General features: G+C 67.0%; 25 protein-coding genes. 13 read left to right on the top strand and 12 right to left on the bottom strand.

Going from position 1 to position 26,161, the window contains the following annotated elements:
- Positions 1-36: 36 nt before the first annotated feature.
- The 3 genes from IHD13_RS00410 to IHD13_RS00400 form a co-directional block, all read right to left on the bottom strand.
- Positions 37-1,215 carry a vWA domain-containing protein gene (locus tag IHD13_RS00410; RefSeq protein WP_195859052.1) on the bottom strand — a complete coding sequence of 393 codons (1,179 nt, stop codon included), beginning with the start codon at positions 1,213-1,215 and terminating at the stop codon, positions 37-39.
- Between the two features lie 3 nt (positions 1,216-1,218).
- On the bottom strand, positions 1,219-2,064 hold the full coding sequence (locus IHD13_RS00405) for an AAA family ATPase (protein ID WP_195859051.1): 846 nt from the start codon (positions 2,062-2,064) through the stop codon (positions 1,219-1,221).
- A gap of 137 nt (positions 2,065-2,201) precedes the next feature.
- The gene (locus IHD13_RS00400; protein ID WP_195859050.1) at positions 2,202-3,077 is read right to left on the bottom strand and encodes an NAD(P)-dependent oxidoreductase; all 876 of its coding nucleotides are present in this window, start codon (positions 3,075-3,077) and stop codon (positions 2,202-2,204) included.
- A 650-nt stretch (positions 3,078-3,727) separates the two neighbouring features.
- Here IHD13_RS00400 and IHD13_RS00395 point away from each other — a divergent pair.
- The 4 genes from IHD13_RS00395 (at position 3,728) to IHD13_RS00380 (ending at position 7,856) form a co-directional block, all read left to right on the top strand.
- Positions 3,728-4,042 (top strand): cupin domain-containing protein, encoded by a 315-nt coding sequence (locus IHD13_RS00395; protein ID WP_195859049.1) that lies wholly within the window; start codon positions 3,728-3,730, stop codon positions 4,040-4,042.
- Positions 4,043-4,122: 80 nt separating this feature from the next.
- Positions 4,123-4,941 (top strand): metallophosphoesterase, encoded by an 819-nt coding sequence (locus tag IHD13_RS00390; RefSeq protein ID WP_195859048.1) that lies wholly within the window; start codon positions 4,123-4,125, stop codon positions 4,939-4,941.
- A 24-nt stretch (positions 4,942-4,965) separates the two neighbouring features.
- A complete protein-coding gene (gene trxC / locus IHD13_RS00385) occupies positions 4,966-5,403 on the top strand; it encodes a thioredoxin TrxC (protein ID WP_195859047.1) in 438 nt (145 codons plus the stop codon).
- Between the two features lie 65 nt (positions 5,404-5,468).
- Positions 5,469-7,856 (top strand): DNA polymerase II, encoded by a 2,388-nt coding sequence (locus tag IHD13_RS00380; protein WP_195859046.1) that lies wholly within the window; start codon positions 5,469-5,471, stop codon positions 7,854-7,856.
- A 73-nt stretch (positions 7,857-7,929) separates the two neighbouring features.
- Here IHD13_RS00380 and yejK read toward each other — a convergent pair whose 3' ends face one another.
- From yejK to IHD13_RS00360, 4 genes are all read right to left on the bottom strand, one after another.
- On the bottom strand, positions 7,930-8,913 hold the full coding sequence (gene yejK, locus IHD13_RS00375) for a nucleoid-associated protein YejK (protein ID WP_195859045.1): 984 nt from the start codon (positions 8,911-8,913) through the stop codon (positions 7,930-7,932).
- A 72-nt stretch (positions 8,914-8,985) separates the two neighbouring features.
- Positions 8,986-10,086, bottom strand: coding sequence for a response regulator (locus tag IHD13_RS00370; RefSeq protein WP_195859044.1), 1,101 nt, complete (start codon positions 10,084-10,086; stop codon positions 8,986-8,988).
- Positions 10,067-11,839, bottom strand: a complete 1,773-nt coding sequence (locus IHD13_RS00365; RefSeq protein ID WP_195859043.1) for a sensor histidine kinase — start codon at positions 11,837-11,839, stop codon at positions 10,067-10,069. Before IHD13_RS00365 ends, IHD13_RS00370 begins: the two co-directional genes overlap by 20 nt.
- Entirely contained in the window at positions 11,839-12,345 is a 507-nt protein-coding gene (locus tag IHD13_RS00360) for a molybdopterin-dependent oxidoreductase (protein ID WP_230086030.1), read from the bottom strand. The genes IHD13_RS00365 and IHD13_RS00360 overlap by 1 nt, the downstream gene beginning before the upstream one ends.
- A gap of 252 nt (positions 12,346-12,597) precedes the next feature.
- On the opposite strand from IHD13_RS00360, the gene IHD13_RS00355 reads away from it, so the two are divergent.
- From IHD13_RS00355 to IHD13_RS00320, 8 genes are all read left to right on the top strand, one after another.
- Positions 12,598-13,569, top strand: a complete 972-nt coding sequence (locus IHD13_RS00355; RefSeq protein ID WP_195859042.1) for an OmpA family protein — start codon at positions 12,598-12,600, stop codon at positions 13,567-13,569.
- A gap of 126 nt (positions 13,570-13,695) precedes the next feature.
- Complete coding sequence (locus IHD13_RS00350) at positions 13,696-15,750, top strand: hypothetical protein (RefSeq protein WP_195859041.1); 2,055 nt, start codon at positions 13,696-13,698, stop codon at positions 15,748-15,750.
- A gap of 201 nt (positions 15,751-15,951) precedes the next feature.
- Positions 15,952-16,641 (top strand): hypothetical protein, encoded by a 690-nt coding sequence (locus IHD13_RS00345; RefSeq protein WP_195859040.1) that lies wholly within the window; start codon positions 15,952-15,954, stop codon positions 16,639-16,641.
- Positions 16,642-16,725: 84 nt separating this feature from the next.
- Entirely contained in the window at positions 16,726-17,709 is a 984-nt protein-coding gene (locus IHD13_RS00340) for a hypothetical protein (RefSeq protein ID WP_195859039.1), read from the top strand.
- A gap of 16 nt (positions 17,710-17,725) precedes the next feature.
- Complete coding sequence (locus IHD13_RS00335; RefSeq protein WP_195859038.1) at positions 17,726-18,730, top strand: hypothetical protein; 1,005 nt, start codon at positions 17,726-17,728, stop codon at positions 18,728-18,730.
- A gap of 41 nt (positions 18,731-18,771) precedes the next feature.
- Positions 18,772-19,401 (top strand): hypothetical protein, encoded by a 630-nt coding sequence (locus tag IHD13_RS00330; protein WP_195859037.1) that lies wholly within the window; start codon positions 18,772-18,774, stop codon positions 19,399-19,401.
- A 37-nt stretch (positions 19,402-19,438) separates the two neighbouring features.
- Entirely contained in the window at positions 19,439-20,452 is a 1,014-nt protein-coding gene (locus tag IHD13_RS00325) for a hypothetical protein (RefSeq protein WP_195859036.1), read from the top strand.
- Positions 20,453-20,476: 24 nt separating this feature from the next.
- Positions 20,477-21,394: a hypothetical protein gene (locus IHD13_RS00320; protein WP_195859035.1), complete on the top strand. Its 918-nt coding sequence runs from the start codon at positions 20,477-20,479 to the stop codon at positions 21,392-21,394.
- Positions 21,395-21,422: 28 nt separating this feature from the next.
- On the opposite strand, the gene IHD13_RS00315 is transcribed toward IHD13_RS00320, so the two are convergent.
- The 4 genes from IHD13_RS00315 to IHD13_RS00300 all read right to left on the bottom strand — a co-directional run bounded on the left by IHD13_RS00315 (position 21,423) and on the right by IHD13_RS00300 (position 24,442).
- Positions 21,423-22,184 carry an ABC transporter permease gene (locus tag IHD13_RS00315; protein ID WP_195859034.1) on the bottom strand — a complete coding sequence of 254 codons (762 nt, stop codon included), beginning with the start codon at positions 22,182-22,184 and terminating at the stop codon, positions 21,423-21,425.
- A gap of 51 nt (positions 22,185-22,235) precedes the next feature.
- Positions 22,236-23,222 (bottom strand): ABC transporter ATP-binding protein, encoded by a 987-nt coding sequence (locus IHD13_RS00310; protein ID WP_195859033.1) that lies wholly within the window; start codon positions 23,220-23,222, stop codon positions 22,236-22,238.
- 128 nt (positions 23,223-23,350) lie between these two features.
- Positions 23,351-23,629, bottom strand: coding sequence for a peptidylprolyl isomerase (locus tag IHD13_RS00305; RefSeq protein WP_146802091.1), 279 nt, complete (start codon positions 23,627-23,629; stop codon positions 23,351-23,353).
- Between the two features lie 174 nt (positions 23,630-23,803).
- Positions 23,804-24,442 (bottom strand): glutathione S-transferase family protein, encoded by a 639-nt coding sequence (locus tag IHD13_RS00300; protein WP_195859032.1) that lies wholly within the window; start codon positions 24,440-24,442, stop codon positions 23,804-23,806.
- Positions 24,443-24,711: 269 nt separating this feature from the next.
- On the opposite strand from IHD13_RS00300, the gene IHD13_RS00295 reads away from it, so the two are divergent.
- Positions 24,712-25,242 carry a hypothetical protein gene (locus tag IHD13_RS00295; RefSeq protein WP_195859031.1) on the top strand — a complete coding sequence of 177 codons (531 nt, stop codon included), beginning with the start codon at positions 24,712-24,714 and terminating at the stop codon, positions 25,240-25,242.
- Between the two features lie 19 nt (positions 25,243-25,261).
- Here IHD13_RS00295 and IHD13_RS00290 read toward each other — a convergent pair whose 3' ends face one another.
- Positions 25,262-26,125, bottom strand: coding sequence for an SDR family oxidoreductase (locus IHD13_RS00290; protein WP_195859030.1), 864 nt, complete (start codon positions 26,123-26,125; stop codon positions 25,262-25,264).
- Between the last annotated feature and the right edge of the window lie 36 nt (positions 26,126-26,161).

The following is a 26,161-nucleotide window of genomic DNA, read 5'->3' as shown; positions in this document are numbered from 1 at the left end:
CCTGCATAGATTATATCGTGCCGGCTCCGGCGAGCCTCAGCGGGCCAGTTCGCCCATCGCCTCCTCCAGCCCCGCCAGGGTCAGGGGGTACATGCGATCCTCGATCAGCTCGCGGATCAGCTGGGTCGAGTGGGTGAACTCCCAGGCCCGGGGCGGCATGGGGTTGAGCCACACCAGGCGGGGGAAGGCCTCTACCAGGCGCTTGAGCCAGACGGCCCCGGCTTCGTCGTTGAAGTGCTCGACGCTGCCGCCGGGGTGGGTGATCTCAAACGGCGACATGGCCGCATCGCCGACGATCACCACCTGATAGTCGCGCCCGTAGGTGTGCAGCACGTCCCGGGTCGGGATGCGCTCGTTATGGCGGCGTGAATTATCGCGCCAGAGCCCCTCGTAGAGGCAGTTATGGAAGTAGTAGGGCTCCAGGTGCTTGAACTCGGCCCGGGCCGCCGAGAAGAGCTCCTCGCAGGTGCGGATATGGTCGTCCATGGAGCCGCCCACATCGAGCAGCAGCAGCACCTTCACCGCGTTATGCCGCTCGGGGCGCAGCTGCACATTGAGCAGGCCGGCGTCCCGGGCCGTCTCGCGGATGGTGGCGTCCACGTCGAACTCCTCCGCGGCCCCCTGGCGGGCGAAGCGGCGTAGCCTTCGCAGGGCCATCTTGAGATTGCGGGTGCCGAGCTCGAGGGAGTTGTCGTAGTCGCGAAAGCGCCGTTCATCCCACACCTTGATGGCCCGGCGGTGGCGGGAGCCCTCCTGGCCGATGCGGATGCCCTCCGGGTTGTAGCCGTAGGCGCCGAAGGGGCTGGTGCCGCCGGTGCCGATCCACTTGTTGCCCCCGGCGTGGCGCTCCTTCTGTTCCTCGAGACGTTGCTTGAAGGTCTCGATCAGCTTCTCGAGCCCGCCCAGGGACTCGATCTGCGCCTTCTCCTCCTCGGTGAGCTGCTTCTCGAACTCGCGGCGCAGCCAGTCGTCGGGGATCAGCGCCTCGATGGCGGCATCCAGGTTCTCGAGGCCCTCGAACCAGGCGGCGAAGGCGCGATCGAAGCGGTCGAAGTGACGCTCGTCCTTGACCATGACGGTGCGCGCCACCTGGTAGAAGGCCTCCATGTCGGCGAACACCACGCCGTGCTCCACCACCGCATGGAGGTCGAGCAGCTCGCGCAGCGATACCGGTACCCCGGCGCGCTTGAGGGTCTCGAACAGGCCGATAAACATGGCTCAGCGACTCTTGCGACGCAGCATGAAGGCCAGCCGCTCCAGCAGCTGGGTATCCTGCTCGTTCTTGACCAGGGCCCCGGCCAGCGGCGGGATCGCCTTCGCCGGGTCGCGCTGGTAGAGCGCCTCCCGGGCCAGGTCGTCGGCCATCAACAGCTTCAGCCAGTCGACCAGCTCCGAGGTGGAAGGCTTCTTCTTGAGCCCCGGGGCCTGGCGCAGTTCGAAGAACACCTCCAGGGCCTCGCTCACCAGGCGCGGGGCGATCTCCGGGAAATGCACATCGACGATGGCCTGCATGGTCTCCCGGTCGGGGAACTCGATGTAGTGGAAGAAGCAGCGGCGCAGGAAGGCGTCGGGCAGCTCCTTCTCGTTGTTGGAGGTGATGACGATGATCGGCCGGTGGCGGGCCTGGATGGTCTCCCCGGTCTCGTAGACATGGAAGGCCATGCGGTCGAGCTCCTGGAGCAGGTCGTTGGGAAACTCGATGTCCGCCTTGTCGATCTCGTCGATCAGCAGGACCACCCGCTCGTCGGCGGTGAAGGCCTCCCACAGCTTGCCGGGCTTGATGTAGTTGGCGACGTTCTCGACGCCTTCCACCCCCAGTTGGGAGTCGCGCAGGCGGCTCACCGCGTCGTACTCGTAGAGGCCCTGGGCCGCCTTGGTGGTGGACTTGATATGCCAGGTGATCAGGCGGGTATCGAGGGCGGCCGCCAGCTCCTCGGCCAGCAGCGTCTTGCCGGTGCCCGGCTCGCCTTTGATCAGCAGGGGGCGCTGGAGGGTCACGGCGGCATTGACCGCCTGCTTGAGGGCCTCGGTGGCCACGTAGGTGGAGGTTCCCGCGAATGCCATGGCTGTCTCGCTCGTCGAAAGGGGTCACTGAAGATCAAACAAGTGTACGGAAGGTCGCGGAGGGGGACAATCGACAAAAAGGGCCCCGCCTGGGCCGTGCAGCGGGGCATGACATCACGGAGGCAATTGGCGTCGGCTCAGTCCCGATAGGCCTTCACCAGGATGGCCGGGTCGTGCTCGGCGTGGCCGCGCCTGGCCTGGGCGCGCATCAGCTGGGCGGCCAGGCCGCTCATCGGGGTGGCACTGCCGGCACGCTGGCTCTGGGCCACCGCCATGTCCAGGTCCTTGAGCAGGGTACGCAGGTGCCAGGGCGGGTTGGCGAAGTCGCTCGCGGCCATGCGTGGGGTGAGGATCTGGAACGGCTTGGAGTCGGCGAAGCCGCCGCTTAGCGCCTCGGTCAGGCGGGTGGCATCCACGCCGCTGGCCTCGGCCAGCGCCACCATCTCGGCCAGCACCGCCGCCTGGCAGCCCACCACCATCTGGTTGCACACCTTGGTGACCTGGCCCGCGCCCACCGGACCCATATGGGTGACCCGGGCGGCCAGCGGCGCCATCAGCGGGCGGCAGGCCTCCACCGCGTCGCTGTTGCCGCCGCACATGATGGCCAGGCTGCCCGCCTCGGCGCCGGCCACGCCGCCGGAGACCGGGGCATCCACCCAGGCCATGCCGCAGGCGGCCTGGAGGCGAGCCGCGAAGTCGCGGGTCGCCGCCGGGTCGCTGCTGGAGAAGTCGATCAGGCGTTGGTCGGGGCGGCCATGGGCGGCCACGCCCTCCTCGCCGAAGACCACCGATTCCACCACGCCGGTATTGGCCAGGCAGAGCATGATCACGTCGACCTCGGCGACCAGCTCGGCGATGGAGGAGGCGATGTGGGCGCCGGCCTCGCTCAGTGGCTCGGCCTTGGCAGGGGAGCGGTTCCAGACGCTGACAGGGAAGCCGGCCGCCAGCAGGCGGCGAGTCATGGGGTCGCCCATCAGGCCGATACCGATAAAACCGAGGCGGGGAAGGGGCATGGTGAGGTCTCCGGCACGATAAAGGTGCCGGCCATAATGCGTTATGGAAAGTCTTTCCATCAACTCCCCGGGCGGATGGATGTCCCGACAGGGGGATTAAGCGAGTGCCGATCTACATAGACTCCTGCTTAAAGTCAGGAAATATCACCAAGGATGAGGTCAGCGATAGAGTGATGCACAAGGATGAGGCAGTTCAAGGCGAAAAAGCCCCTTAGTGGTGCGGCAGAGCGAGATCGGTCGCCTGGCCAGATGCCGCCCGGGATATGAAGGGTTGTGTAAGTGGCTGATTATAAAGGTTTTGTAAGGTAGGTGGCACGGATTTCGTATAGGGTATGGCAAGCAGAGACCCCGGCCACGGGAAGAGGGCCGAAGGGCAAGACGCTGATAACGGAATCGACGCGGGGCGTCCAGGAGCAAGAACAACGAGAAGAGAGTGACGAATCGCGACATCGCCAGAGATGGCGATACACAGAGTGAGCTGGCGTGCTCCACCTGGCCTCCTTCGGGGGGCCTTTTTTATTGCGTATCTTATTCTTGTTATTGCCGCGACGCTTGTTATGGTGACGTTTGTTGTTATTGGTTGTCCTCGCGCTATGGCTGCATCATGACAGCCTGAGCGGTGCGAACAATCCGACTTTGGTGGAGGGGACATGGCCGCTAACCTATTTGCCTCACCAGCCGAGGTGCTCCCCGAGGAAGTCGTCGAGGAGCTGGCCCGGGGTCAGGGCGTGCGGGTGGAGCGTATCGTCTCCCGCGGGCATGTCTCCGGCTGGTATGACCAGGCCGATCACGAATGGGTCGCCTTGCTGGCCGGCGAGGCGCACCTGGAGTTCGAGGACGGCGAGATACGCCACCTGTTGCCGGGCGACCATCTGCTGATCCCCGCCCATCGGCGTCACCGGGTTGCCTGGACGACGCCGGAGCGTGACAGCGTCTGGCTGGCGGTGCACTATCGGCCGGCGTAGGCTTTCCTCAGGGCGGTGTGTCCCTTTGCCGCCCGCGAGTCATAAGGAGTCGGGCGCCGTATCAACATGGGAGGTCATTGATGCGTCTACGGGTCTTGTCCGACCTGCACCTGGAACACTTCGACGAAGGCCGGGAGCTCCCGCCGGTGGCGGCGGATGTCGTGGTGCTGGCCGGCGATATCCATGCCCAGGGGCAGGGGCTGGCCTGGGCCGCGGACCGATTTCGCGACCAGCCGATCCTCTATGTGCCCGGCAACCACGAGTATTATGGCAGCTGCATGCCGACGCTGCGTCGGGAGCTGCGCGACGAGGCGCGGCGACTCGGTATTCACCTGCTCGATAACGATGAGGTGATCCTGGAGGGGGTCCGCTTCCTGGGCACCACCCTATGGACCGATTTCGCGCTCTATGCCGACGATCCGTGCCAGGATCCCGAGCATACCGAACGCGAGGCGTGCCGGTTGATGCCGGACTTCCAGGTGATCGAGCAGCCCGCCGGCGCGGCCTTTACCCCGGCGGCGAGCCGTGCCCTGCATCGCCAGGCGCTGGCCTGGCTCGAAGCGCGCCTCGCCGAGTCCTGGGCCGGCCCTTGCGTGGTGATCAGTCATCACGCCCCCCTGGCCCAATGCATCCCGCCCCGCTATCGGGGTGACCCGCTCTCGCCGGCCTTCGCCTCGCACCTGGAGCGGTTGATGGGGCGCATGGCGCTGTGGCTGCATGGCCATGTGCATGAGCCGGTGGACCTCGTCTGTCGCGGTACCCGGGTGGTGGCCAATCCTGGTGGCTACCCCGGCGAGTTCGCGCCGCCGCTATTCTGCCCCGAGGGCATCGTCTGCCTGCCTGGGGGGCATGCTGACTTGAGGCCGGGGGGCCTCGCCCCCATCTTGGGGGGACCTTAGGCCGATTTCGCTCCGGAGACTCCCATGTCCGATGCCCTGACCCTGGGCTGCCCTCACTGCCATGCCGTCAATCGCGTCAGCCGGACCCGCCTGAGCGATGCGCCACGCTGCGGCAAGTGCAAGCAGCCGCTGTTCACCGGCGAACCGGTGGCGCTGACCGCCGACAACTTCTCTGCCCTGGTGGCACGCAGCGAGCTGCCGGTGGTGGTGGACTTCTGGGCCGGCTGGTGCGGCCCCTGCCAGACGATGGCGCCGATCTTCGCCCAGGTGGCCCGGGAGCTGGAGCCGCGGATGCGCTTCGCCAAGCTGGACACCGAGGCGCAGCAGGTCCTGGCCGGGCGCTTCGGCATCCGCAGCATTCCCACCCTGGTGGTGTTCCGCGAGGGCCGCGAAGTGGCGCGCCAGGCCGGAGTGATGCCGCCGGCCCAACTGGCCCAGTGGCTCAGGCCGCATCTGGCCTGACCCGCCATCCCGCCCCAGGTGACTTGGCGCTAGAATGGCCCGAAAGCGATGCGAAGGGGGCAGGGGTGATCACACGGCAGGGCTTCTTGCTGACACGGCACTGGGACGATGACGCGGAGGGCACTCGGGTCGGCTTCTGGTTGGCCACCGATGAGGGCCCCCTGAGGGTCACCCTGGCGCCCCGGCCCTCGGTGGCCTTCCTGCCCGCCGGTCAGCGCCACCTGGCCGAGTCCTTGTTGTCGAGCGTGCCGGCCGGCGAGGCCGAACTCCGCCCCCTCGCGCTGCGTGACTTCCAGCGGCGCCCGGTGGTGGGCCTCTACTGCCCCCAGTATCGCCAGTTGCAGCGCCTGGTGCGCCGCCTGCGCGAGGCCGGGGTCGACTGCTACGAGGCCGATATCCGTCCCCCGGAGCGCTACCTGATGGAGCGCTTTATCACCGCCCCGGTGGAGGTCTCCGGCACCCCGGATGGTGAGGGCGGCCTGATGGATGCCCGGCTGCGTCCCGCCCCGGACTACCGCCCGCCGCTGCGCATGGTGTCGCTGGATATCGAGACCAGCGGCCGCGGCGAGCTCTACTCCATCGCCCTGGAGAGCGGCGCCGAGCGCCGGGTACTGATGCTGGGGCCGGCCAATGGCGAGGCCGCAGCGGAGCTCGACTTCGCCCTTGACTACTGCGCCAGCCGCAGTGAGTTGCTGGAGCGGCTCAATGCCTGGTTCGCCGAGTTCGACCCGGACGTGATCATCGGCTGGAACCTGGTGCAGTTCGACCTGCGCCTCCTCCAGAAGCATGCCGAGGCCCTGGGCGTGCCGCTGCGCCTGGGACGCGAGGGGACGGCACTGGAGTGGCGCGCCCATGGCAGCCAGGAGAACTACCACTTCGTCTCTGCCCCCGGGCGGCTGATCGTCGACGGCATCGAGGCCCTGCGCGGCGCCACCTGGCAGTTCGCCTCCTTCAGCCTGGAGCATGTGGCGCGGACCCTGCTCGGCGAGGGCAAGGCCGTCGATAATCCCTATCAGCGCCTCGCGGAGATCGAACGGCGCTTCGCCGAGGACAAGCCGGCGCTGGCCCGCTACAACCTCAAGGACTGCGAGCTGGTCACGCGTATCTTCGAGACGACCGAGCTGCTGGCCTTCTTGCTCGAGCGGGCCAGCGTCACCGGGCTCCCCGCCGATCGCAGCGGCGGCTCGGTGGCCGCCTTTACTCACCTCTACCTGCCGGCCATGCACCGCCTGGGGTATGTGGCCCCTAACCTGGGGGAGGGGCAGGCGGCGGAGAGTCCTGGCGGCTTCGTGATGGACTCTCGCCCCGGCCTCTACGACTCGGTGCTGGTGCTCGACTTCAAGAGCCTCTACCCGTCGATCATCCGCACCTTTTTGATCGACCCGGTGGGGCTGATCGCCGCCAAGGAGGAAGCCGACGCCGTGCCCGGCTACCTGGGGGGGCGCTTCTCGCGCCGTCAGCATGCCTTGCCGGCCATCGTCGAACGGGTCTGGGCCGGTCGCGAGGCCGCCAAGGCCGATGGCAATGCGCCGCTCTCCCAGGCCCTGAAGATCATCATGAACAGCTTCTACGGGGTGCTGGGCTCCAAGGGCTGTCGTTTCTTCGATGCCCGACTGGCCTCGTCGATCACCCGCCGCGGCCACGCCATCATGCACCGCACCCGGGAGCTGATCGAGGCCGAGGGCTATACGGTGATCTACGGCGATACCGATTCCACCTTCGTGTGGCTGGGGCGAGCCTTCGAGGAGGCCGAGGCGGCGGCCCTCGGGCGGCGCCTGGTGGCCCATGTCAACGACTGGTGGCGCCACCACCTGGCCGAGGAGCTGGGCCTGGAGAGCGCCCTGGAGTTGCAGTTCGAGACCCACTACCGGCGCTTCTTGATGCCCACCATTCGTGGCGCCGAGGCGGGCAGCAAGAAGCGCTACGCTGGCCTTGTGCGCGACGCCACGGGGGAGGAGCGGGTGGTCTTCAAGGGCATGGAGACGGTACGCAGCGACTGGACGCCGCTGGCCCAGGCGTTCCAGCGCGAGCTCTACCGCCGCGTCTTCACCGGCGAGCCCTACCGGGACTATGTGCGCCAGGTGGTCACTCACACCATCCGAGACTGCGTGGCGCGGCTAGCGGCGGGGGAAGATGACGATCGGCTGGTCTATCGCAAGCGACTGCGTCGGCGCCTCGATGACTACCGGCGCAACGTGCCGCCCCAGGTACGCGCGGCTAGGCTGGCCGACGAGCATAACGCCCGCCTGGGCCGACCACCCCAATACCGCAACGGCGGCTGGATCCGCTACGTGATCACCACCGCCGGCCCCGAGCCCCTGGAGGCGCGGCACTCGCCCATCGACACCGACCACTACCTGAGCCGCCAGCTCAAGCCGGTGGCGGACGCCATCCTGCCCTTCGTCGGCGACGACTTCGATGCCCTGATCGACCGTCAGCTGGGGCTTTTCTAACCGCGCTAGGGGCTCTTCTAAGGGCAGCGACCTGCGACCGACGCGGATCGACCGCCAGCGGGGTCGTGCCGACTCAGCGTCCCTTGAGCTGTTCCTTGAGCTGCTTGGGCACCTGCTTGATGATCAGCCGGTCGCTGGCCTCGTCGTACTCCACGCTGGAGCCGAGCAGGTGGGAGTCGAAGCTGATCGAGACGCCGCCGGCGCGGCCGGTGAAGCGGCGGAACTGGTTGAGGGCCTTCTTGTCCGGGGGGATCTCCGGGGAGAGGCCGTAATCCAGATGGCGGATATGCTCGTAGAAGGCCTTGGAGTCGTGGTCGTCGACCACTTCGGCGAGCTCCTCCAGGCGAATCGACTCGCCGCGACGGGCCTGGTCGCTGGCGTAGTCGAGCAGCGCCTCGGTCTTCTCCCGGGCCTGGTCGTCGGCGAGGTCCTCCTGCTCCACGTAGTCGCTGAAGGCCTTGAGCAGGGTGCGGGTCTCGCCGCCGGCGTCGATGCCCTCTTCGGCGCCGAGCAGCTCGGCGAAGGCCTCGGCGAACTTCTTGCCGCCCCGGTCACGCAGCCAGGAGAGGTACTGCTGGGAGGGCGTCTCGGCGCGCCACTGGCGGATATCGAGACGCGCCGCCAGCGACAGCTGGGCCAGGTTGAGCTGGTTGGCGGCGACGATGGCGCCGTCCGGGTCGATCCCCAGCCCCTCGCGATGGTGTAGCAGCGCCAGGCTCAGGTACTCGGCATCGCCGTGACGGTAGTGGGCCAGCAGCAGGTGGCCGCCCACCGAGAGGTGCTCGCCGAGCATCTCGGTGAGGCGCTGGGCCAGCTCGCGGCTGACGCTGATGAAGTCCGTCGCGCCGTCCAGGTAGGCGCCCAGGGCGGTCGCCGTGCGGCTGCCGGCGCCGAAATGCCCCCAGGCCTTGGTCTTGCCGTGGTAGGCGCTGTTGACCCCGGCCAGCAGCTCGTCCAGGGCCGGGGAGGGCGTGGCCTCGGCCTCCGCCGCCACCAGCCGGGCCGGCTGTTCGCCGGCCAGATCGATGCGATGGATGATGCTGTGGAGTATCGGCATGGGGCTCCCCTGAGGCTAGGCGGCAAAGGGGGGTGATGATACCGGCCAGGGCCGGGTTCGAAAACTCGTGGTTCAGGGTTTCCCTGGTGGCGTCTCTTCCACCGCCAGCGTCATGGCGCCGGCCAGCACCAGGGCGATCAGCTCCGCCTGACGATGGGTATCGGTCTTCTGGAAGAGGTTGCGCAGATGGAAAGCCACGGTGGTGGGGGAGATCCCCATCTGGGTGGCGATCTCCTCGGTGCGCCAGCCTTCGGCCAGGGCCAGGGCGATGCGCGCCTCGGTGGGCGTCAGGCCGAACAGGCTGGCCAGTACCTGCCTGGGGACCCGGGCGCGTTTCTCGGGGTCCGACAGCAGCACCACGACGGCGGGTTTCTGCTCGCACTGGCTCGGTTCGTCTTGACCCAGGGCACAGGCCATCACCAGCAGGTTGTGGCGTTCGCCGAGACGGGGGAGCCTCAGGCAGAAGACCTCTTCGCGGCGGTCGTGGCTCGCGGCGATGGCCTGACGCAGGGCCTGGCGCAATTGCTGTGCCTGGCCGGGCTGGACGGCACCCAGGCGCTCCCCCAGGCGAAGGCCGTTGTCGCCTGCGGCCAGCTCCCGGGCGGTGCGGTTGGCGAACAGGACCCGCCCCTGGTGGTCGAGCAGCAACATCCCGGGGGCCACCAGGTCCAGGGCCCGGGTCGCGCCCTCGAAGGCTTGGGTCGAGGCCTCCTGGCGCAGCTTGGCCATGGCCTGGCGTAGCTCATGGATCTCCCGGGTGGCCTTGGCGCGCATGCGTCGCACCTGGCGCAGCCGGGCATCGATGGTCGCCAGCAACAGGTCGAAGTCGATGGGCTTGACCAGGTAGTCGTCGGCACCGAGTCGCTTGCCGTCCACCACCTCGCGAGGATCCGAGAGGGCGGTGAGGAAGATGAAGGGGGTATCGGCGAGATCGGGGCGGCGCGCCCGGATCTCCTCGAGCACCTCATAGCCGTTGCGTCCCGGCATATTGATGTCACAGAGGATCAGATCGGGGGCCACGGCATCGATCTGGCGCAGCGTCTCGTCGCCGTCGGCGGCCTCGATCACGCCGTAGCCGGCCTCCTTGAGTTCGTCACGGATATCGGTACGCAGCGACTCCTGGTCCTCGGCGCAGAGAATCAGCGCCGCGCTGTCAGCGGTCGGGGTCTGCATGGTCGTGCCTCCCTTGCGTGGCGGGTAGCCAGAGCGTGAAGGTGGCGCCCAGCCCCTTTTCCGACTCCGCCGTGACCTCGCCGCCCTGGATGCGGGCCAGGTGGCGAGAGATATTGAGCCCCAGGCCGACGCCCGGTGTACCGGCGGCGTGGCGCGAGCGGAAGAAGCGCTCGAAGACCCTGGGCAAGTCGTCCGGGGCGATGCCGATGCCGTGATCCTGCACCCGGCAGTAGAGCCGTTCCTCCTCCCGGCCGAGGGTGACCCGGATAGTGCCGCCCCTGGGCGAGTACTTGATGGCATTGGAGAGCAGGTTGGCCAGCACCTGCTCCACCAGGGCTCGGTCGCACCAGGCGAGCAGGGGGCGGGCGGTGGTGGAGACCTGGATGTGGGGGTGATCATTGGCCTCCTGCTGCAGTCGACAGGCCTGCTCGGCCAGGGGCACCAGATCACAGGACTCGGGGTTGGCCTCGACCTGGCCGCCGTCGAGGCGCGCGGCGGTCAGGGACGATTCCACCAGGCGGGTCATCTGATCGACCGCCTCGCGCAGGCCCAGGTAGCGGCGCGCCCGTTCATCGGCGCTCATCCGTTCGCCGCGCCGCAGCAGCCGTTGCAGGCCGGAATCGATCACCGCCAGCGGGGTACGGAACTGGTGGGAGACCATGCCGGCGAAGCTGCGGTAGAAGTCGCTGACGCCGCGCTCCCGCTGCAGGGAGCGTTCCAGGGCCTGGGCCGCCGCCTTGTAACGGGTGATATCGGCGACCCGCAGCACCTGGCCGCCCCCTTGGGTGGAGCGCAGCATCAGCTGTCGCCAGCCGCGGCCCTCGAATTCGAGATCGCACTGCAGAGCGCCCCGTTCTCCCTGGTCGAGGCTATCGCACTCGGTTTCTTCCCTGCGGGCGGCTTCGCGTATCGCCCCCATCAGGCCCGGGAGTGGCTGATCCTTGGCGAGCCGGGAGGCCGGCAACGGCAAGAGTTCGCCCAACTGGGGGTTGGCGAGCACCAGGCGTCCCTGCTCATCGAAGGCGGCGAAGCCGTCCGGGGCGGTATCGATGGCGGCCACCACCCGTTGGCGTTCCGTCTCCAGGTCGCGGGTGCGTCGCTGCACCTCGAGTTCCAGCTCGTCGCGGTGGCGCGCCAGGGCCCGCTGAGCGGCCCGGCGCTGGCGCAGGGCCTGGACGAGCAGGGCCACCAGCACCAGGCCGCTCGCCAGGATGCCCAGGATCGAGGCGATGGCCTGGAGCATGTTGCGACGGTGGGTGTCGAGCCTGGCACCGGTGGCTTCCCACTCCTGCACCATGACCGCGTTGGCGATGCGGTTGAGTTGTGCCATCAGTGGTTCCAGATGCCCATGGATGGCCTCGCCGCTGGCCGGGACCCGTGGCTCGAGGGTGTCCAGCAGGGGCTCGATGGCCTCCAGGTGCTGGAGGCTGCGATCCAGCCTGTCGGCGAAGCCGATCTCCTCCAGGTAGCGGCGCTGGGGGCCGGCGTCCAGCAGCACCAGTCGGCTGGTCAGTACATCGAAGCGCAGCGCGGGGTCGGCTTCGGGATCCCCCAGCAGGCGGCGGTTCACCTCGCCGTCCAGGTGATGGCCGGCCACCTGGGCCTGGGTCATCACCCAGAGCATGTTCTCGTCCACGTTGTCCCGCATGTCCTGTTCGACCAGGAAGAGCCTCACCAGTGCGAGGCTCAGGAAGGTGGCGAAGGCGAGGATCGCCAGGCCCGGTAGCACATAGGCGGGGCGACGCAGGCGCATCACTGGATCTCGAGGTGGTGCAGCTGCCACACCCAGCGATAGTCGTAGCGGATGTCCTGCAGCTCACTGTGGTCGTCCCGCGGATAGACGATCCAGAGTGGGCCCTTGTCCCGCGGGGTCAGGGTCTCCCCATCCATGGTATCGGCCACCAGAACGTCGTAGTCGTGGAAGTCCGCCAGGGGAATCTCGATCAGGTAGTCGTTGAGGGCCAGGGCGGCGGCGGTCTCCCCCTCGGCGCCGACCCAGTCCAGCAGGTCGCGCATCAGGAACCCCTCGAAGTGGTTGACGCCATCGGTGACCGACGTGGACGTCTGCAGCTCATGGCGGGGTAGCCTCTCGAGCAGCTCGCGGTCGAAGTGGGCCGCGTCATCCTGGTTGGTCCGGGTAATGTTGCCGGTGACCTGTAACAAGGGAGGTTCCTCGGGGGCCGGCAGAGGATCGGCCACCACCGGGGAAGCGGGTATCAGCAGCAGGGGAGTGAGCCAGAACAGGCAGCGTCTCGGCATAGGGGCTCTCCTGAGGTCGAAATGGCCAATCTCACCATAGCCGATACTCGGCCCCCTTTATCTTCGTCTGCCCGGCTTGACCTGTCCCCCTGCAAACGGACGGGGTCGGTCGGGTGGGAGTGGGTCAGACTCGCCGAGGTCCCCAGGCGTGGCGCAACCCTGTCTCGGGGATTTCCCCCTCTGTTTAGAGGGGGCAGATACCGCGGATACCCGACATGCTTGCCGGTGAGCTGCTGAACAGGGAGGCCAGCCATGCGAAAAGAACTTCTGACCTTGGCATCCACGACGCTATTGATGGCATCGTTCAGCCTGGCCGCCCAGGCGGACATCGACGGCGCCTATGACCACGCGGAGATTCCCCGCGTTGCCGGCTCCAGCATCGTCTATTTCGATCGCAGCGAGTATGACCGGGTCAGCATACCGACCGGACCCTATGATGGTAACGCGATCGAGAGCGTCGAGACCCTGGAAGGCGAGGTATTGTCACTGAGCTATACGTTCGATAATCCTGACATTACCCCGCTCCAGGTCGAGCGCAACTACCGGCAGGCACTGGAGGAGCGCGGCTTCGAGACGCTCTACGCCGCCTCCAACGAGGCGCTTTCCGGGGGAACCGGCCGACTCTTCTTCAACCACGCGGGGCTCTTTTCGCGTGGCGCACGCAGTTGTTGCCACTTCGCGTCCGGTGATCGCGAAATTCGCTACCTCGCCGCTCGTTCGGCCGATGGCTCGGTGCTTGTGGGTATCGCTGCCTTCAATGCCCGCAGAGTGGATGGGGCGGCCGTCTCCATGACGGTGGTCACTGCCGATGAAATGGATACGGCCATGGACCACCGGCCGCTAACCGCGGACGAGATGGCCTCCGGCCTGATTGAAGATGGCCGAGTGGCCGTGCAGGACATCCTGTTCGAGCATGACAGTGCCGCGATCCTGCCTGACTCCGCCAATGCGCTTGCCACCATTTCGGGGCTGATGGAGGCGCGTGCCGGCCTGCACCTGCTGGTGGTGGGGCACACTGACAATACCGGCAGCTACGATTACAACCTGCAATTGTCGATGGCGCGTGCCTCCGCTGTCATGGATTACCTGATAGACCGGCACGCTGTTTCAGGCGACAGGCTGCAGGCGGCGGGGGCAGGCATGATGGCCCCCATCACCACCAACCGCACCGAGGAGGGGCGCCGCCTCAACCGCCGCGTCGAGCTTGTGGAGATGACTCACTGAGCCGAGGTCGACGTCGTGTCTATGCCCTTTGCCATCACCCCGGAAGGGATCGCCTAGGACGGCAGATCAGCCTGCTTCGGACTGGGGTGACGGTCGCTGTGCCACTCTCGAGACTGGAAATGCCCAATGCGTCGATCAAGCTGCATCATCGCGTGCCTAGGCTTCACCGCTGGCTTCGTGCAGGCCTCGGATCTGCTGTGGGAATCTCCCAGGCTCGAACTCGATACGCGCCATCAGAATGTCAGCGGCGTGGTGAGTGATACCACCGAGGGACGGATCGTCGTTCGGTGCAGTGGCCAGGCATCAACATTCTGCGGTCCGAATGCTGCGACCCGGTCCCACGCCGAGGCTCAGGCCGAGATCATTGGCGAGACGGTCCTCGAAATACGAGACTGGTTCGAGGACGTGGGACTCCTGCCCTCTGCGCTCCACCTGGAAAGCAATGAACGACGGATCTGGCTTCGTGAAGGTCATGTGAGTGGCACCGACCGGGCCAGGGTCACCGGGAGCCGCAGGGTCTCGGGCATGGTGCTTCAGGTCGGCTCGGTCATCCTCGGTGATGGATATGCGCGTTCCGATCTTGCACACGAATGGTTTCACACCGCGTCTGCCGCGGGGCCGGATCGCGTTTGGCGTGCCGTCCGCGAGGTCGATCCGCTCGAGGAGGCGCTGGCGGAAGCGGTCGGGCTGGCATTCGCCTTCCCGGAACGCAGCTTGATCGATGCGCAGGTGCCGCTGAACCTGCACGAACCGTTCTTCGAGAATGCCGGTTCCGACGATGAGAAAACCCGTGGTTACGAGAAGGCTCCCTATATTCTTTTCGTGGGCCGGGAGCTCGGTGCGCAGGACAATATCGATCATGTCCGCGAGGTCATGGATCGACTCGCGGATGACGGCCATAACGGCGTGGGTTATCTGTATGACGATGCCTTTGCGCCGATGACATTCGACCGGGCCTATCCAGAGTTCGTTGCCTTGATGAACCAGCCGCGTGGTGATCGTTATTATGGCGAGATCGCCCCGGTAACGTGGCATGTGGGATCCATGGAGGAGCCGCAGGATTTCACGACGGACCTCCTTATACCGCCCCATGCCGCCACACCGCTTTTCATCGAGGCGATCGAAGCGCCTGACCTGCCCCAGTTGCAGCGCGATCGCCTCGCCGTCGCCAGGGTAGAGGCCGGCACACCGGATGGTGACATCGACACTCACATCCACATGGCATTCGAGCACGAGCTGTTGCCGGGGGCATCCCGGAGTTGGCTGATGCCCCTCGAGACAAGCAATGAGGGGCCGTTTCTGCGCTTGATCAATGCCGGCCCGAATCCCGAGTCGACCCGAGAGCGCCGCGTGGCGCTGGATGCCACCTTGCGTCGCGTCCGTTTCCATCTTCCCGAATGCATCAATCCTGGTACCACACGCACCGTGACGGCCTCGGGGGCCGCCCTGGACGATGTGGATAACTTCCGGCTCCATGCGACGGCCGGCACCTTCGATGGATATCGCTATACGGCCCCGGATCGCACCGGTGAGGTCGAGATTTTCCTCTCGGTTTCTTCTCCGCTCACCCATGGCGCGACCATATCGCCATGGCCACGTCCGCCGAAGACCATCGATCTCGGTACCCTCCAGGTCGTCGAGGATTCCTGCATGGTTCGGATGACGGCGCATCCGATCGACTCGACGATGACTTATAGCTTCAGTGGGGACTATACCGAATATGCGGCCCCGGGCGATCGGGGGACCTATGTGGCAGTCGGTCGCATGGCATATCACGACCCCCATGACCAGGGATGGGTGGACTTTCCCCCGTCGATATCGCAGCCCATGGTTCCGACGAGTCCGGGCCCACTCGATATGCTGGGTCCCGATGAATTCGACCCGGAAGCCGAGATGGCGCGCCTGCCCTACTACATGGCCAAGGCAATGGGTTGGGAACGAATGCAGTCCCTCAGGGATCGAGACGCCGACTTTCCTGTTCCCGCTCAGGATTGCCCATCGGGCGGCGACGGTTGTATCGGGATCGTTGTCATGATCGACGAGCCCATGCCAGCCGGGTCGGTGAGAATTCCCATTACCTATGATGAGAATCGGCGTCCCATCCGCGTGCGCTTTCCCGATGGCAGCCTGATCAGCTTCGATTACGGAAGCTTCGATATTCGGCGCCCCCCGGGTTGGTGAGTCAGGTCTGATCCCGATGGGATGGGCCACCCTTGTTGCGGATTCCGAGTCGAGACGGGAGCGTCTCTGGCCGTATCGATACCGAGGGCGTCATGGCGTTCGGCCTGTCTCCATTGCCCCCTGCGTTTGAACGGGGGCAAGCGGCGTACCCTGATCTAGGCTGCGGGCGAGTCTTGACGTGATCCAAGGAGGGAAAGTCCCATGAAGTGTCTCAACCATTCCGCTGTCGTCGTGCTGAGTGCCGCCCTGGTGCTGGGTGGAGAGACCCAGGCCAGTGATGAGCGTCCCCCCGCCGACTTCCTGCTGGAGATGATCGATCCGTCGCTGTGCATGGTGCCGCCGGACGAGATCAGCGATGCGGAGCTTATTGCCATGATGGAGGACGGTATCCCCGATCTCGGACCCGTGCCGGTCTCGGGCATCTGGCAGCAGAACGACGCATGGCAGGTGGGAGGGAGCGGTAGCTTCAATACCGGCAGCAATGGATTGGTGGCCAGTGCAGAACTGGTGCTGCGCAGTGCGGATGATCGGCTGCGCTTTCTCTGCCTGGGGCTGGCCCGTCATGTGGACACCCATATGACCGAGGGGCAGGCCGACCTGGTCGGGCCCGAGGTGGCGACCGTGTCGGGCGACACCTTCATGGTGGTGGCGCTGGTCGGCGATCGCCATGATGGCGCCTTCGTGGCCGAGCAGGAGCTGATTACCGAGCAAGGTGCGCTGCGCCTGACACGGGTCGACGAGGAGGCGATGACGGGCACGCTGACGCTGGAAGGGCGCCTGGCGGGCCAGGCCTCGGAAGAGGCGGTGCGGCTCGACCTCGACCTGACCGAGCTCTGGCACTTCGAGGGCATGCGCGTGGTGGATTGGGATCATGATCTGGCGGTCGAGTAGACGGCGGCCGGTGGCGAGGCGGCAGCCGTCCTGCGCCACCTGCCCCGATGACTCGTGGCCAACCCGCGACTGAGGGAGCTTGCGATGTGGGATTTCAGGATCGGGACGGCCCTTGGCCTGATGGTCAAGACGCTGCCCTTCATACTCTTCCGCCTGGCGGTCTATTTCGGGGTGGCCCTGGCCTATGTGCTGATGACCGGGGTGGGGGCCGGGGTCGGCTGGGGCATCGGTGGCTTCGGCGACGAGGGCTTTCGCGCCGCCTCGACCTTCTGGGGCGGGGTCGTGGGCTTCGGCATCGTCGGGGTCATCATGTATGTGCTGCGGGAATACCTGCTCTATCTGGTCAAGGCGGGGCATATCGCCGTGCTGGTGGAACTGCTCGATGGCCAGTCGCTTCCTCAGGGGCGCAGCCAGATCGAGCACGCCAGCGTCTCGGTCAAGGCGCGCTTCGGGCAGGCCAGTGCGCTGTTCGCCGTGGACCAGTTGATCAAGGGGGTGCTGCGCGCCCTCACCGGGCTGGTGCGAGGCATCTTCGGGCTACTGCCGATCCCCGGCGCCCGGCAATTCCTGCGTCTGTTGCAGCTGTTCCTGCGCATCGCCGTGGGCTTTATCGACGAGGTGATCCTCGCCTACAGCTTTCGTACCCGGGCCGAGAACCCCTGGAGCGCCTCACGCGACGGCCTGGTGCTCTACGGCCAGAACCTCAAGCCGATGTTCAAGAACGCCGCCTGGCTGGCGCTGATCGTCTATGGGCTCTCCTTCGTCATCTTCCTGGTGATGCTGGCCCCGGCGGCGGCGGTGGCCTACCTGATCCCCGGCGGCTGGTCGGCCACCGGGGTGGTCGTGGCCCTGCTGTTCGCCTGGAGCGTCAAGGTGGCGGTGCTCGAGCCCTTCGCCATCACCTGCATGATGCAGGCCTATTTCAAGACCATCGAAGGGCAGACTCCGGATCCGGAGTGGGAGGCCAAGCTGGATGGTCTCTCGCGCAAGTTCCGCAAGCTCAAGGGCAGGGCTGCCGAGGCCCCGGCGGACAGCGGTAACCATGCCACCGGCGATGCGGGTCAGTGACTCGAGGAGGTGTCTTATGCCAACCATCAGTGACTTCTGCCGTTCCGCCCCGATCCTGGGCCTGCTGCTGGGGGCCGGGCTGCTGGCCGGCTGTGGCGACGGTGACTCGGGTGGCGCCAGCGCCGGCAATGGTGCGGGAGCAGCGGCCGGCAGCCCCCAGAGCGACGGTGAGCTGTCGGCCTGGGTCGAGGCGCTGGAGTCGGGGCAGTCGACCCTGACCCTGAGCGGTGTCGTCACCTCGAACAATGATGCGCCCCGTGACAGCGCGGCCAGCGGGGATATCTACCGCCCGGGCCTGGGAAGCGGTGCCGCCCGGCGCGGCAGCAATGCCGAGGGCCCCTATGCGCTGACCCTCTACACCCAGGGTGCCCACGAGGCGTCGCCGGATGAGGTGGTGCGAGTCGGGGTCTCGCTGGTCCTGCCGGCGGGGGCCGAGGCCGGGCGCCGCTACGTCATCGCTTCCTTTCGCGATGCCGATGACGACCAGGTGCAGGCCCATGTGCGCGGCGATGGCGAAGTCGGCACCCTGGGGCGTCAGGTATCGGGGGAACTCTACCTGGCCGAGCTGGGCGAGCGGGCCTCCGCCGCCTGGCGTTTCGAGGCCACCGACGGGCGTGGCGAGGAGGCGCGTCGTGTCGAGGCGGAGGGTGCCGTGCGAGGGCTCGATTTCACCCCCCAGCGGGAAGCGCGCTACGAGATCACCGTCAATGGCGACAGCGAGCAATACCTGGGCCGGGTATCGATTCACGAGACCCCCAATGATTACGCCGTGTCGATAGGCAACCGTATCGTCCTCGACGTGCCGGTGGGGATCGGTGCCGGCGAGTATGCGCTGGCCGGTCAGGCCGGTGACGGCGTCATCCGCACATCGCTGATGCGCCACGACGTCGAGGAGATCGATGGCGTCATTCGCTTGAGTGAGCGCAACGGCGTCTTCGATGCCGAGATCGACCTCGAGGCCAGCGGCGAGGACCGGGTCCAGCTGTCGGGACAGCTCGAAGCACTCGACTTCGATCGCTGAACCCGGGAAACGAAAAGATCACACGATCAAGGAGACACACCATGGGAAGCCTGAATCGCCGCCTGGGTATCGCCGCCCTGGGCACCGCCTTGCTCTTGCCATTGACTGTCCTGGCCCAGGACGAAGTCGTGGAGCAGATCGAGCAGGGGCTCGAACTCTACCAGGCAGAGGACTACGGCGGGGCCATCACCGAACTGGAGTTCGCCATCAATGATATTCGCCAGCTGATGTCGGGGCGTATCGCCACGACCTTCCCCGAGGCGCCGGCCGGGTGGAGCGCCGACGAGGTGGAGTCGGCCGGCGGCGGGGGCGCCGCGGCCATGCTGGGGAGCGGCGGCACCATGCTCGAACGAAAATACCGCCAGGATGACGGCAATGGGCAACTGGAGGCGACCATGATGATCGACAACCCCATGGTCCAGGGCATGGCCGCCATGTTCAACAATCCGGCCCTGGTCGCGGCCCAGCCCAATACCGAGCGGGTTCGCATGGGCCGAGAGTCGGCCATCGTCAAGTGGGAGTCCAACCGCTCGCGGGCCGAGGTCACCCTGCTGCTGGATGGTCGCATCCTGATGCAGGTGAAAGGACAGAACCTGGAGTCCCAGGAGGCCGCCGTCGAGCTGATGCGCGGCTGGGATCTCGATGCCGTGCGGCAGCAAGCCGCCCGTTGAGAACGATCAGGCAGTCGACACCACAGGGAGGTGAGCCATGCGGAATGGACGGTTGATCCTGGCGGCGGGGTTATGGCTGGTGGCGATGGGCGTCCTGGCCGATGGGTTTCCCGAAGCCGAGACATTCGCCGGGGCGAACTCCCTGGCGGCGGTGGGCGAGGCCTTTATGCCCGAGAGCGAGTGGCAGGTCCGGGACGTCGAGGCCCTCGACGTCCGGTTGCGCGAGGCCCATGACGCTCGTGGTAGTGGGGACAGCTCAGGCGACAGCGTCTTTCATCCCGACGCCGGGACCGGCCCCCTGGTCAAGGCATTGCTGGCCGTCGTGGCGGAAGAACCGGCCCTGCCCCATGTCCGTTACCGGCTGCGCTATGCCAAGACCCGGGTGATGCCCGAGGGGGCGGGCGGGCCCATGTCGGTGAGCCTGGTGGAGGTGGCGCGCTTCAACCTGGGCCCCGCCCGGCGCGCCGATCTGGTCGAGCGCCTGGGCGAGGAGGCGGTGGCGCCCCCGCCGGCATTCGGCGAGGGGCCGGATCTGGCCTGGCGCCTGGTGACCCGGCCGGTGCAGGGCCAGGCCGCGGGCATCGTCCGGGCCGCGCGCCGGGAGCTGCCCGGGGAGGCACCGGCCGACTGCTTCGCGTTCTCTTGCCGCCACGGCGCCTCGCTCACTGCCGAGGTGCGCGACTGGCCGGAGGCGCGTGAGATCACGCCGCGGCTCGACTTCGCGGCCCTGGAGGTCGCCCTGCTCGATACCGCCCTGGAGCGGCTGGGTGTCGCCGTGGTGGACGACCAGGGCCGGCAGCATTGGCGGGGCTTCGAATGGCGGGAGTCGGTGGCGCCGGGCACGCCCTTCGTGGAGGCGGTGATCGAGCGGGGCCTGGGGCAGGACGAGGGAGTCGACTTGGTGATCCATGACGACCATCTGATGGATACCGAACAACGGGCCCGCTGGTACCGCCTGATGGCCGTGGCGGCGGGGTCGGATCGGCCACCGCTGACGGCCGAGACGCGGGAGGTGGAGCAGCGCCCGCCGCCCCCCTGGGCGACGGACTAGGCCGAACCAACAGGAGGGCTCGAGATGGCCAAGGCAGATGGCTTTCGTTACCGGTGGCTGGCCATGGCAGGCGTGGCCCTGGTCGCCGCGCCGCTGATGACGACCGCGGGACAGCATCCGGCGCCGGAACCGTTGGCTGTCGGCTCGGATGGGGAGCACTACCGATATCGCATGCACACTGTGTTCAACGGGGAGGACCTGTACTGGGACATCACCCAGGGGCCGGATATCACCCGCATTGCCCCCGACGAAGCGACGCAAAGTCGGGTAAGCGGTTTCGTGACGCTCTACACCGGGCCAGCGGTAGGCAGCCGGGCCCATGAGGCCGACCGACAAGGCGAGGCCCTGCTGCCCCAGGTGTCCGCGCCAGGGGCCCGGCCGCCGCTGGAGTACGAGGACGTGTTCGACAACCTTCACCGTACCGATGAGGTGCGGGTGGTGGTGCAGCCTACCGGTGAGCGGCGTGAGCTGGCCGGGCGCGATGCCAAGGCCTATGCGCTGGCCGTGGTCAGTGACAAGAGTCGACACCATGAAGATGAGTGGCGCTCGTATCACACCGTGAATCTCGGCACCCTGTGGGCCTACGACGACTTGCCGTTCTCCCCGGCGCCGTTGCAGCTGAGCCCCTACATCTTCGATTGGGTCTTCGCACCCAACTCGGGAATGGCCGGTCTGGACGACTATTACCAGGCGCGGCTGATCGAGGCCCTGGAACCCCTGGGCATGCTCGCCGGTGCCCGCATGCGGGATTTCCAGGTCTCCACGGAGAGCTTGGCCATGCTGGAAGCGCAGGGGTGGCAGCCTGGAGAGGACGAGCCCCCGGGGCAGGCCCTCGGTCCCCGCTTCGAACTCCTGATCACGGAATTGGCCACGGACGCTGACGAGCTGGATTACGCGGCCCTGGAGGGCATGGTCAGGCTGGATGGCGCGACCCTGGAATAGTGGGATCGGCCACCGCTGGCGGCCGAGTCTAGGGCTTGAGTCGGTAGCCGGTGCGGAAGATCCAGTTGACCAGGGCGATACCGATGACCAGGAAGGCGAAGATCATCGCCAGGCTGGCGGCGAGACTGACATCGCCGATGCCGTAGAAGCTCCAGCGGAAGCCGCTGACCAGGTAGACCACCGGGTTGAAGAGGGTCACCGCCTGCCAGAAGGGCGGCAGCATCTCCAGGGCGTAGAAGGTACCGCCGAGGAAGGTCAGGGGGGTGATGATCAGCAGGGGCACCAGCTGCAGCTGCTCGAAGCCGTCGGCCCAGATGCCGATGATAAAGCCCAGCAGGCTGAAGGTGACGGCGGTCAGCACCAGGAAGAAGAGCATCCACAGCGGGTGGGCGATCTCCAGGGGCACGAAGAGGCTGGCGGTGGCCAGGGCGATCAGCCCCAGGGCCACCGCCTTGGTGGCCGCCGCCCCCACATAGCCGATGACGATCTCGGCGTAGGAGACCGGTGCCGAGAGCAGTTCGTAGATGGAGCCGGAGAAGCGCGGGAAGAAGATGCCGAAGGAAGCGGTGGCCACGCTCTGGGTCAGCAGCATCAGCATGATCAGCCCCGGCACGATAAAGGCGCCATAGCTGACGCCTTCCACCTCGCTGATGCGGGTGCCGATGGCGGCGCCGAAGACCACGAAATAAAGCGAAGTGGAGATCACCGGCGAGACGATGCTCTGCAGCATGGTGCGCTTGGTGCGGGCGAGTTCGGCCAGGTAGAGGGTACGGACGGCCTTGAGGTTCATAAGCGGATATCCTGGGTCCGGAAAGACGGCGTCGAGGGGTGGGCGGGGGGCTTATCGGCTTGGCTCGGTCTCCTGGACCAGGCTGACGAAAATATCCTCCAGGGAGCTCTGTCGGGTATGCAGGTCGCTGTAGCGGATGCCCGCTTCCTTGAGAGCGCCGAGCAGTTCGGCGATCCCCGAGCCTTCGCCGTTGTTCGCGGCGCTGTCGTAGCGATAGATCAGTGCATACCCCTCTTCGGACAGTGTCAGGTGGTAGGGGGCCAGGGCCTCGGGTACCGCGGCGAGCGGTGCCTTGAGCTGCAGCGTCAGTTCCTTGCGACCCAGTTGGCGCATCAGCGCCTGCTTCTCCTTGACCAGCACCAGCTCACCGCGGCGGATGACCCCGATGCGATCGGCCATCTCCTCGGCCTCCTCGATATAGTGGGTGGTGAGGATGATGGTGACGCCTTCGTCGCGCAGGTCACGGACGATCTGCCACATCTCGCGGCGTAGCTCCACGTCGACCCCGGCGGTGGGCTCGTCGAGGAACAGCACCTGGGGCTGGTGGGAGAGCGCCTTGGCGATCAGCACCCGGCGTTTCATGCCCCCGGAAAGGGTCATCAGGCGGTTGTCGCGCTTCTCCCACAGGGTCAGGGCGCGCAGGATGCGCTCCAGGTAGGCATCGTCCCTGGGCTTGCCGAACAGGCCGCGGCTGAAACTCACCGTGTCCCACACCGTGGAGAAGGCCTCGCTGGTGAGTTCCTGGGGCACCAGGCCGATCAGCGCTCGGGCCGCCCGGTAGTCGGTGACGTTGTCATGACCGTCCACGCTGACCGTGCCGCCGCTGGCGTTGACCAGGCCGCAGATAATGCTGATCAGCGTCGTCTTGCCGGCGCCATTGGGGCCCAGCAGGGCGAAGATCTCGCCGCGATTGATGGTCAGGCTCACTTCCTGAAGGGCCTGGAAGCCACCCCGATAGGTCTTCGAGACGCCCTCGACGCGGATCATGGGCGTGCCCAGGGCGGCAGGGGTGGGGCTTGGCGCGAAGGCGGTGGTCATGGGCTGTCCTTGTCAGCGGGCCGGATCGTGTCAGGCGGCGTCGGGCGAGGCGCGGTCGAAATGACGAAGGCCGCGACGACTCGCCGCGGCCTTCTCGTTGGCGCCGAGGCGCCGGTTACCGGAGGAAATCAGCTGCGGCTGGTGACTTCCAGCAGATGGTAACCGAACTGGGTCTTCACCGGGCCGAGCACGGTGTTGAGCTCACCGGAGAACACCACCTTGTCGAATTCCGGGACCATCTGGCCGGGGCCGAAGGCGCCCAGGTCACCGCCCTGACGGCCGGAGGGGCAGCTGGAGTGCTCGCGAGCCACCTCGGCGAAGTCACGACCGCCTTCGATCTCGGCCTTCAGGGCCAGACACTTCTCTTCACTCTCTACCAGAATATGACGCGCGGTTGCCCTGGCCATAATTCACTCCTCGATGGGTGGCTATCGGGCCGGCCAGATGGCCAGCCGGGTTCTCGGCCGAGGATAGCATGCCCGGCGTGGGTGAGGCAGCCAGGGAGAAGACGACAAGGCCGGATCGGGTTTCCCCGGTCCGGCCTTGTCGATGCGCCGGCGTTCCTTCGAGCACCCGGTCGGTCAGGCCTCGGCACCGGGCAGCGGGTACTTGGCCATCGCCGCCTCGATCTGTTCCATGCTGTGGCGATGCGCGGGCCGTTGCGCCAGGGCCTGCCAGTAGTGCTCGAACTCGGGGCGCCGATCGATGGTGCCGAACTGCATGCCCCAGCCGATATGGGAGCCCACGTAGACGTCCGCTGCCGAGAAGCGCTCACCGGCGAGGTAGCGCCGCCCCCGAAGCGCGTCGGCCAGCACGTCCAGCACCGTGGCGAGGCGCCCACAGCCCAGTTGCATCTCCTGGTCGGCGCTCATCTCCACCCCGCAGGCCTGCAGTCCGATGGCGGCCTCCAGGGGGCCGGCGGCGAAGAACAGCCAGCGGTAGTAGGTGCCCCGCTCGGCGGGCTGAGGGGCCAGGCCGGCCTCGGGAAAGGCGTCGGCCAGATAGGCGCAGATCGCCGCCGCCTCGGTGACCACCACCTCGCCATGGCGGATGGCCGGCACCTTGCCCATCGGATTGATGGCCAGGTAGTCGGGGGCCTTCATCGACTTGCCGTATTCCAGGTATTCCACCCGATAGGGGGCCCCGATCTCTTCCAACATCCAGTGCACGATGCCGCCACGCGAGTAAGGGTTGGTGTAGAGGATGAGTTCCCGTTCCATGTTGCGCTCCTGAGTTCCATTGGGGGGACTCTCAGCATAAGCGAGATGGCCGATAAGTCTTGTCGGCGGTGTGCGCTTGCGTCGGGGGGAGGGAGGGTCGCCGGCCATTCCCGGGCAGCACATGGCGATCGAGACTCCATTAGCCGGTAGAGGTATCGCTGCACCTTAGCCCCTTCGCCCACCTGGCGAAACCGCCGGTGGGCCCTGCCCGCCCGGTTTCACGCTATCTTGAGGGCAGGTCGTTCCCGGCCATGACTCAGGGAGGCAGCATGAACAGACGGACGATTCGAGTGGGCCTGGGCCGATGGGGCCTGGCGGTAGCCCTGGGCGTGGGAGTGAGCCTGGCCCCGCCGGCCCTGGCCGAGGCCGAGATGGCCGGGGAGCTGGATGGCGAGGCGCGCCAGTGGCATATCCTGCGCCATGGCGACGATTCCAATGCCAGTTTTACCGACCTGGGCGGTCTCTATGTCGTCGACCTGGTGGGCTTCGTTGATCCCGACGCCTGGCGCACCCAGGAGGCGCTGAGCATCAGTTTCACCCTGATGGGCGGGGAGGTCACCGAGTTCGATGTGGTGCACCTGATCGGTCACTCGCCACTGCCGCCGGTTTACACCTCCGAGGCGGCGGAGCTTACCCTGACCCTGGAGGCCTTCGAGGTCCAGGGGCCGGTGGCCCGGGTGGCCGGCCGGGTGGCCGGTACCCTGGCCCTGCAGCGGCACCTGGGCGAGCCCCCCAGCCTGGAAGAGGGCATCGCCATCGATGTGCGTTTCGAGGCCGAGGCGGAGCGGGTCGAGTTCTAGCTTCTGGGCCCGTTTGCGGTTACTGGCGCTCGTCCCGGGTCGAGCGCAGCAGCACCCGGTCCATGCCGCGGCTGCTCAGCAGGCGCTTGAGGGCGGCGAACAGGTGCGTCGGCAGGGTCACCGCATAGCGGGGCCGGGGGCGGCGACTCTCCAGGGCATGCACCAGCTTGGCGATCACCGCCTCGGGGCCCAGGGTGAAGGGGGCCTTGCCATCCTGGCTGGCCAGGCGCGCTTCCACGTGGCGGTAGGTCTCGGCATGGGCGCTGTGGACCCGGTCGATATGGGCATGGAAGGCGCGGCGGGCGTTCTCCCGGAAGCGGCTGGTGATGGGGCCGGGCTGGATCAGGCTGACCTGGATGCCGCTGCCGACGAGTTCCTGGCGCAGGGTGTCTGTGAGCCCCTCCAGGGCGAACTTGGAGCAGACATAGGCGCCGCGATAGGGCAGGGCGGCGAAGCCCAGTACCGAGCTGTTCTGGACGATGCGCCCGTGGCCCTGGGCGCGCATGGCGGGAATTACCCGGCAGGTCAGCTCGTGGGTGCCCAGCAGGTTGGTCTCCAACTGGGCGCGCAGGGTGTCTCGGTCGAGATCCTCCACCGCCCCGGGCTGGCCATAGGCGCCGTTATTGAAGAGGCCGTCCAGGCGTCCGCCGGTGCGTTCCAGCACCTCGCCCACCGCCGCCTCGATGGAGGCGCTATCGTCCAGGTCCAGGGGCAGGGCCTCCAGGCCCTCCGCCGCGAGCCGGGCCACATCCGCCTCGCGGCGGGCCGTGGCGAAGACCCGCCAGCCCCGGGCCTGGAGGGCATGGGCGGCGGCGTGGCCGATGCCACTGGAACAACCGGTGATAAGCAGGCTCCGTGGAGCCCCTTCCTGGCGCGCTGACAAAGTGATGTTCTCCTCGATGCGCTGTGCGGGTCATGG

This window comes from Halomonas sp. 328 (assembly GCF_015645095.1).
Classification (GTDB): Bacteria; Pseudomonadota; Gammaproteobacteria; order Pseudomonadales; family Halomonadaceae; genus Bisbaumannia.
The sequence above is the reverse complement of the archived record's forward strand: the minus strand, read 5'-3'. Positions and strand labels throughout refer to the sequence as shown.

What these genes read in the sequence shown, in the direction of transcription:
- IHD13_RS00305 (WP_146802091.1), bottom strand. Translation starts at nt 23,629, where the DNA reads ATGGCCAGGGCAACCGCGCGTCATATTCTGGTAGAGAGTGAAGAGAAG.
- IHD13_RS00315 (WP_195859034.1), bottom strand. Translation starts at nt 22,184, where the DNA reads ATGAACCTCAAGGCCGTCCGTACCCTCTACCTGGCCGAACTCGCCCGC.
- IHD13_RS00410 (WP_195859052.1), bottom strand. Translation starts at nt 1,215, where the DNA reads ATGTTTATCGGCCTGTTCGAGACCCTCAAGCGCGCCGGGGTACCGGTA.
- IHD13_RS00345 (WP_195859040.1), top strand. Translation starts at nt 15,952, where the DNA reads ATGAAGTGTCTCAACCATTCCGCTGTCGTCGTGCTGAGTGCCGCCCTG.
- IHD13_RS00360 (WP_230086030.1), bottom strand. Translation starts at nt 12,345, where the DNA reads ATGCCGAGACGCTGCCTGTTCTGGCTCACTCCCCTGCTGCTGATACCC.
- yejK (WP_195859045.1), bottom strand. Translation starts at nt 8,913, where the DNA reads ATGCCGATACTCCACAGCATCATCCATCGCATCGATCTGGCCGGCGAA.
- IHD13_RS00350 (WP_195859041.1), top strand. Translation starts at nt 13,696, where the DNA reads ATGCGTCGATCAAGCTGCATCATCGCGTGCCTAGGCTTCACCGCTGGC.
- IHD13_RS00400 (WP_195859050.1), bottom strand. Translation starts at nt 3,077, where the DNA reads ATGCCCCTTCCCCGCCTCGGTTTTATCGGTATCGGCCTGATGGGCGAC.
- IHD13_RS00325 (WP_195859036.1), top strand. Translation starts at nt 19,439, where the DNA reads ATGCGGAATGGACGGTTGATCCTGGCGGCGGGGTTATGGCTGGTGGCG.
- IHD13_RS00365 (WP_195859043.1), bottom strand. Translation starts at nt 11,839, where the DNA reads ATGCGCCTGCGTCGCCCCGCCTATGTGCTACCGGGCCTGGCGATCCTC.
- trxC (WP_195859047.1), top strand. Translation starts at nt 4,966, where the DNA reads ATGTCCGATGCCCTGACCCTGGGCTGCCCTCACTGCCATGCCGTCAAT.
- IHD13_RS00300 (WP_195859032.1), bottom strand. Translation starts at nt 24,442, where the DNA reads ATGGAACGGGAACTCATCCTCTACACCAACCCTTACTCGCGTGGCGGC.
- IHD13_RS00310 (WP_195859033.1), bottom strand. Translation starts at nt 23,222, where the DNA reads ATGACCACCGCCTTCGCGCCAAGCCCCACCCCTGCCGCCCTGGGCACG.
- IHD13_RS00405 (WP_195859051.1), bottom strand. Translation starts at nt 2,064, where the DNA reads ATGGCATTCGCGGGAACCTCCACCTACGTGGCCACCGAGGCCCTCAAG.
- IHD13_RS00330 (WP_195859037.1), top strand. Translation starts at nt 18,772, where the DNA reads ATGGGAAGCCTGAATCGCCGCCTGGGTATCGCCGCCCTGGGCACCGCC.
- IHD13_RS00320 (WP_195859035.1), top strand. Translation starts at nt 20,477, where the DNA reads ATGGCCAAGGCAGATGGCTTTCGTTACCGGTGGCTGGCCATGGCAGGC.
- IHD13_RS00335 (WP_195859038.1), top strand. Translation starts at nt 17,726, where the DNA reads ATGCCAACCATCAGTGACTTCTGCCGTTCCGCCCCGATCCTGGGCCTG.
- IHD13_RS00340 (WP_195859039.1), top strand. Translation starts at nt 16,726, where the DNA reads ATGTGGGATTTCAGGATCGGGACGGCCCTTGGCCTGATGGTCAAGACG.
- IHD13_RS00390 (WP_195859048.1), top strand. Translation starts at nt 4,123, where the DNA reads ATGCGTCTACGGGTCTTGTCCGACCTGCACCTGGAACACTTCGACGAA.
- IHD13_RS00355 (WP_195859042.1), top strand. Translation starts at nt 12,598, where the DNA reads ATGCGAAAAGAACTTCTGACCTTGGCATCCACGACGCTATTGATGGCA.
- IHD13_RS00295 (WP_195859031.1), top strand. Translation starts at nt 24,712, where the DNA reads ATGAACAGACGGACGATTCGAGTGGGCCTGGGCCGATGGGGCCTGGCG.
- IHD13_RS00395 (WP_195859049.1), top strand. Translation starts at nt 3,728, where the DNA reads ATGGCCGCTAACCTATTTGCCTCACCAGCCGAGGTGCTCCCCGAGGAA.
- IHD13_RS00370 (WP_195859044.1), bottom strand. Translation starts at nt 10,086, where the DNA reads ATGCAGACCCCGACCGCTGACAGCGCGGCGCTGATTCTCTGCGCCGAG.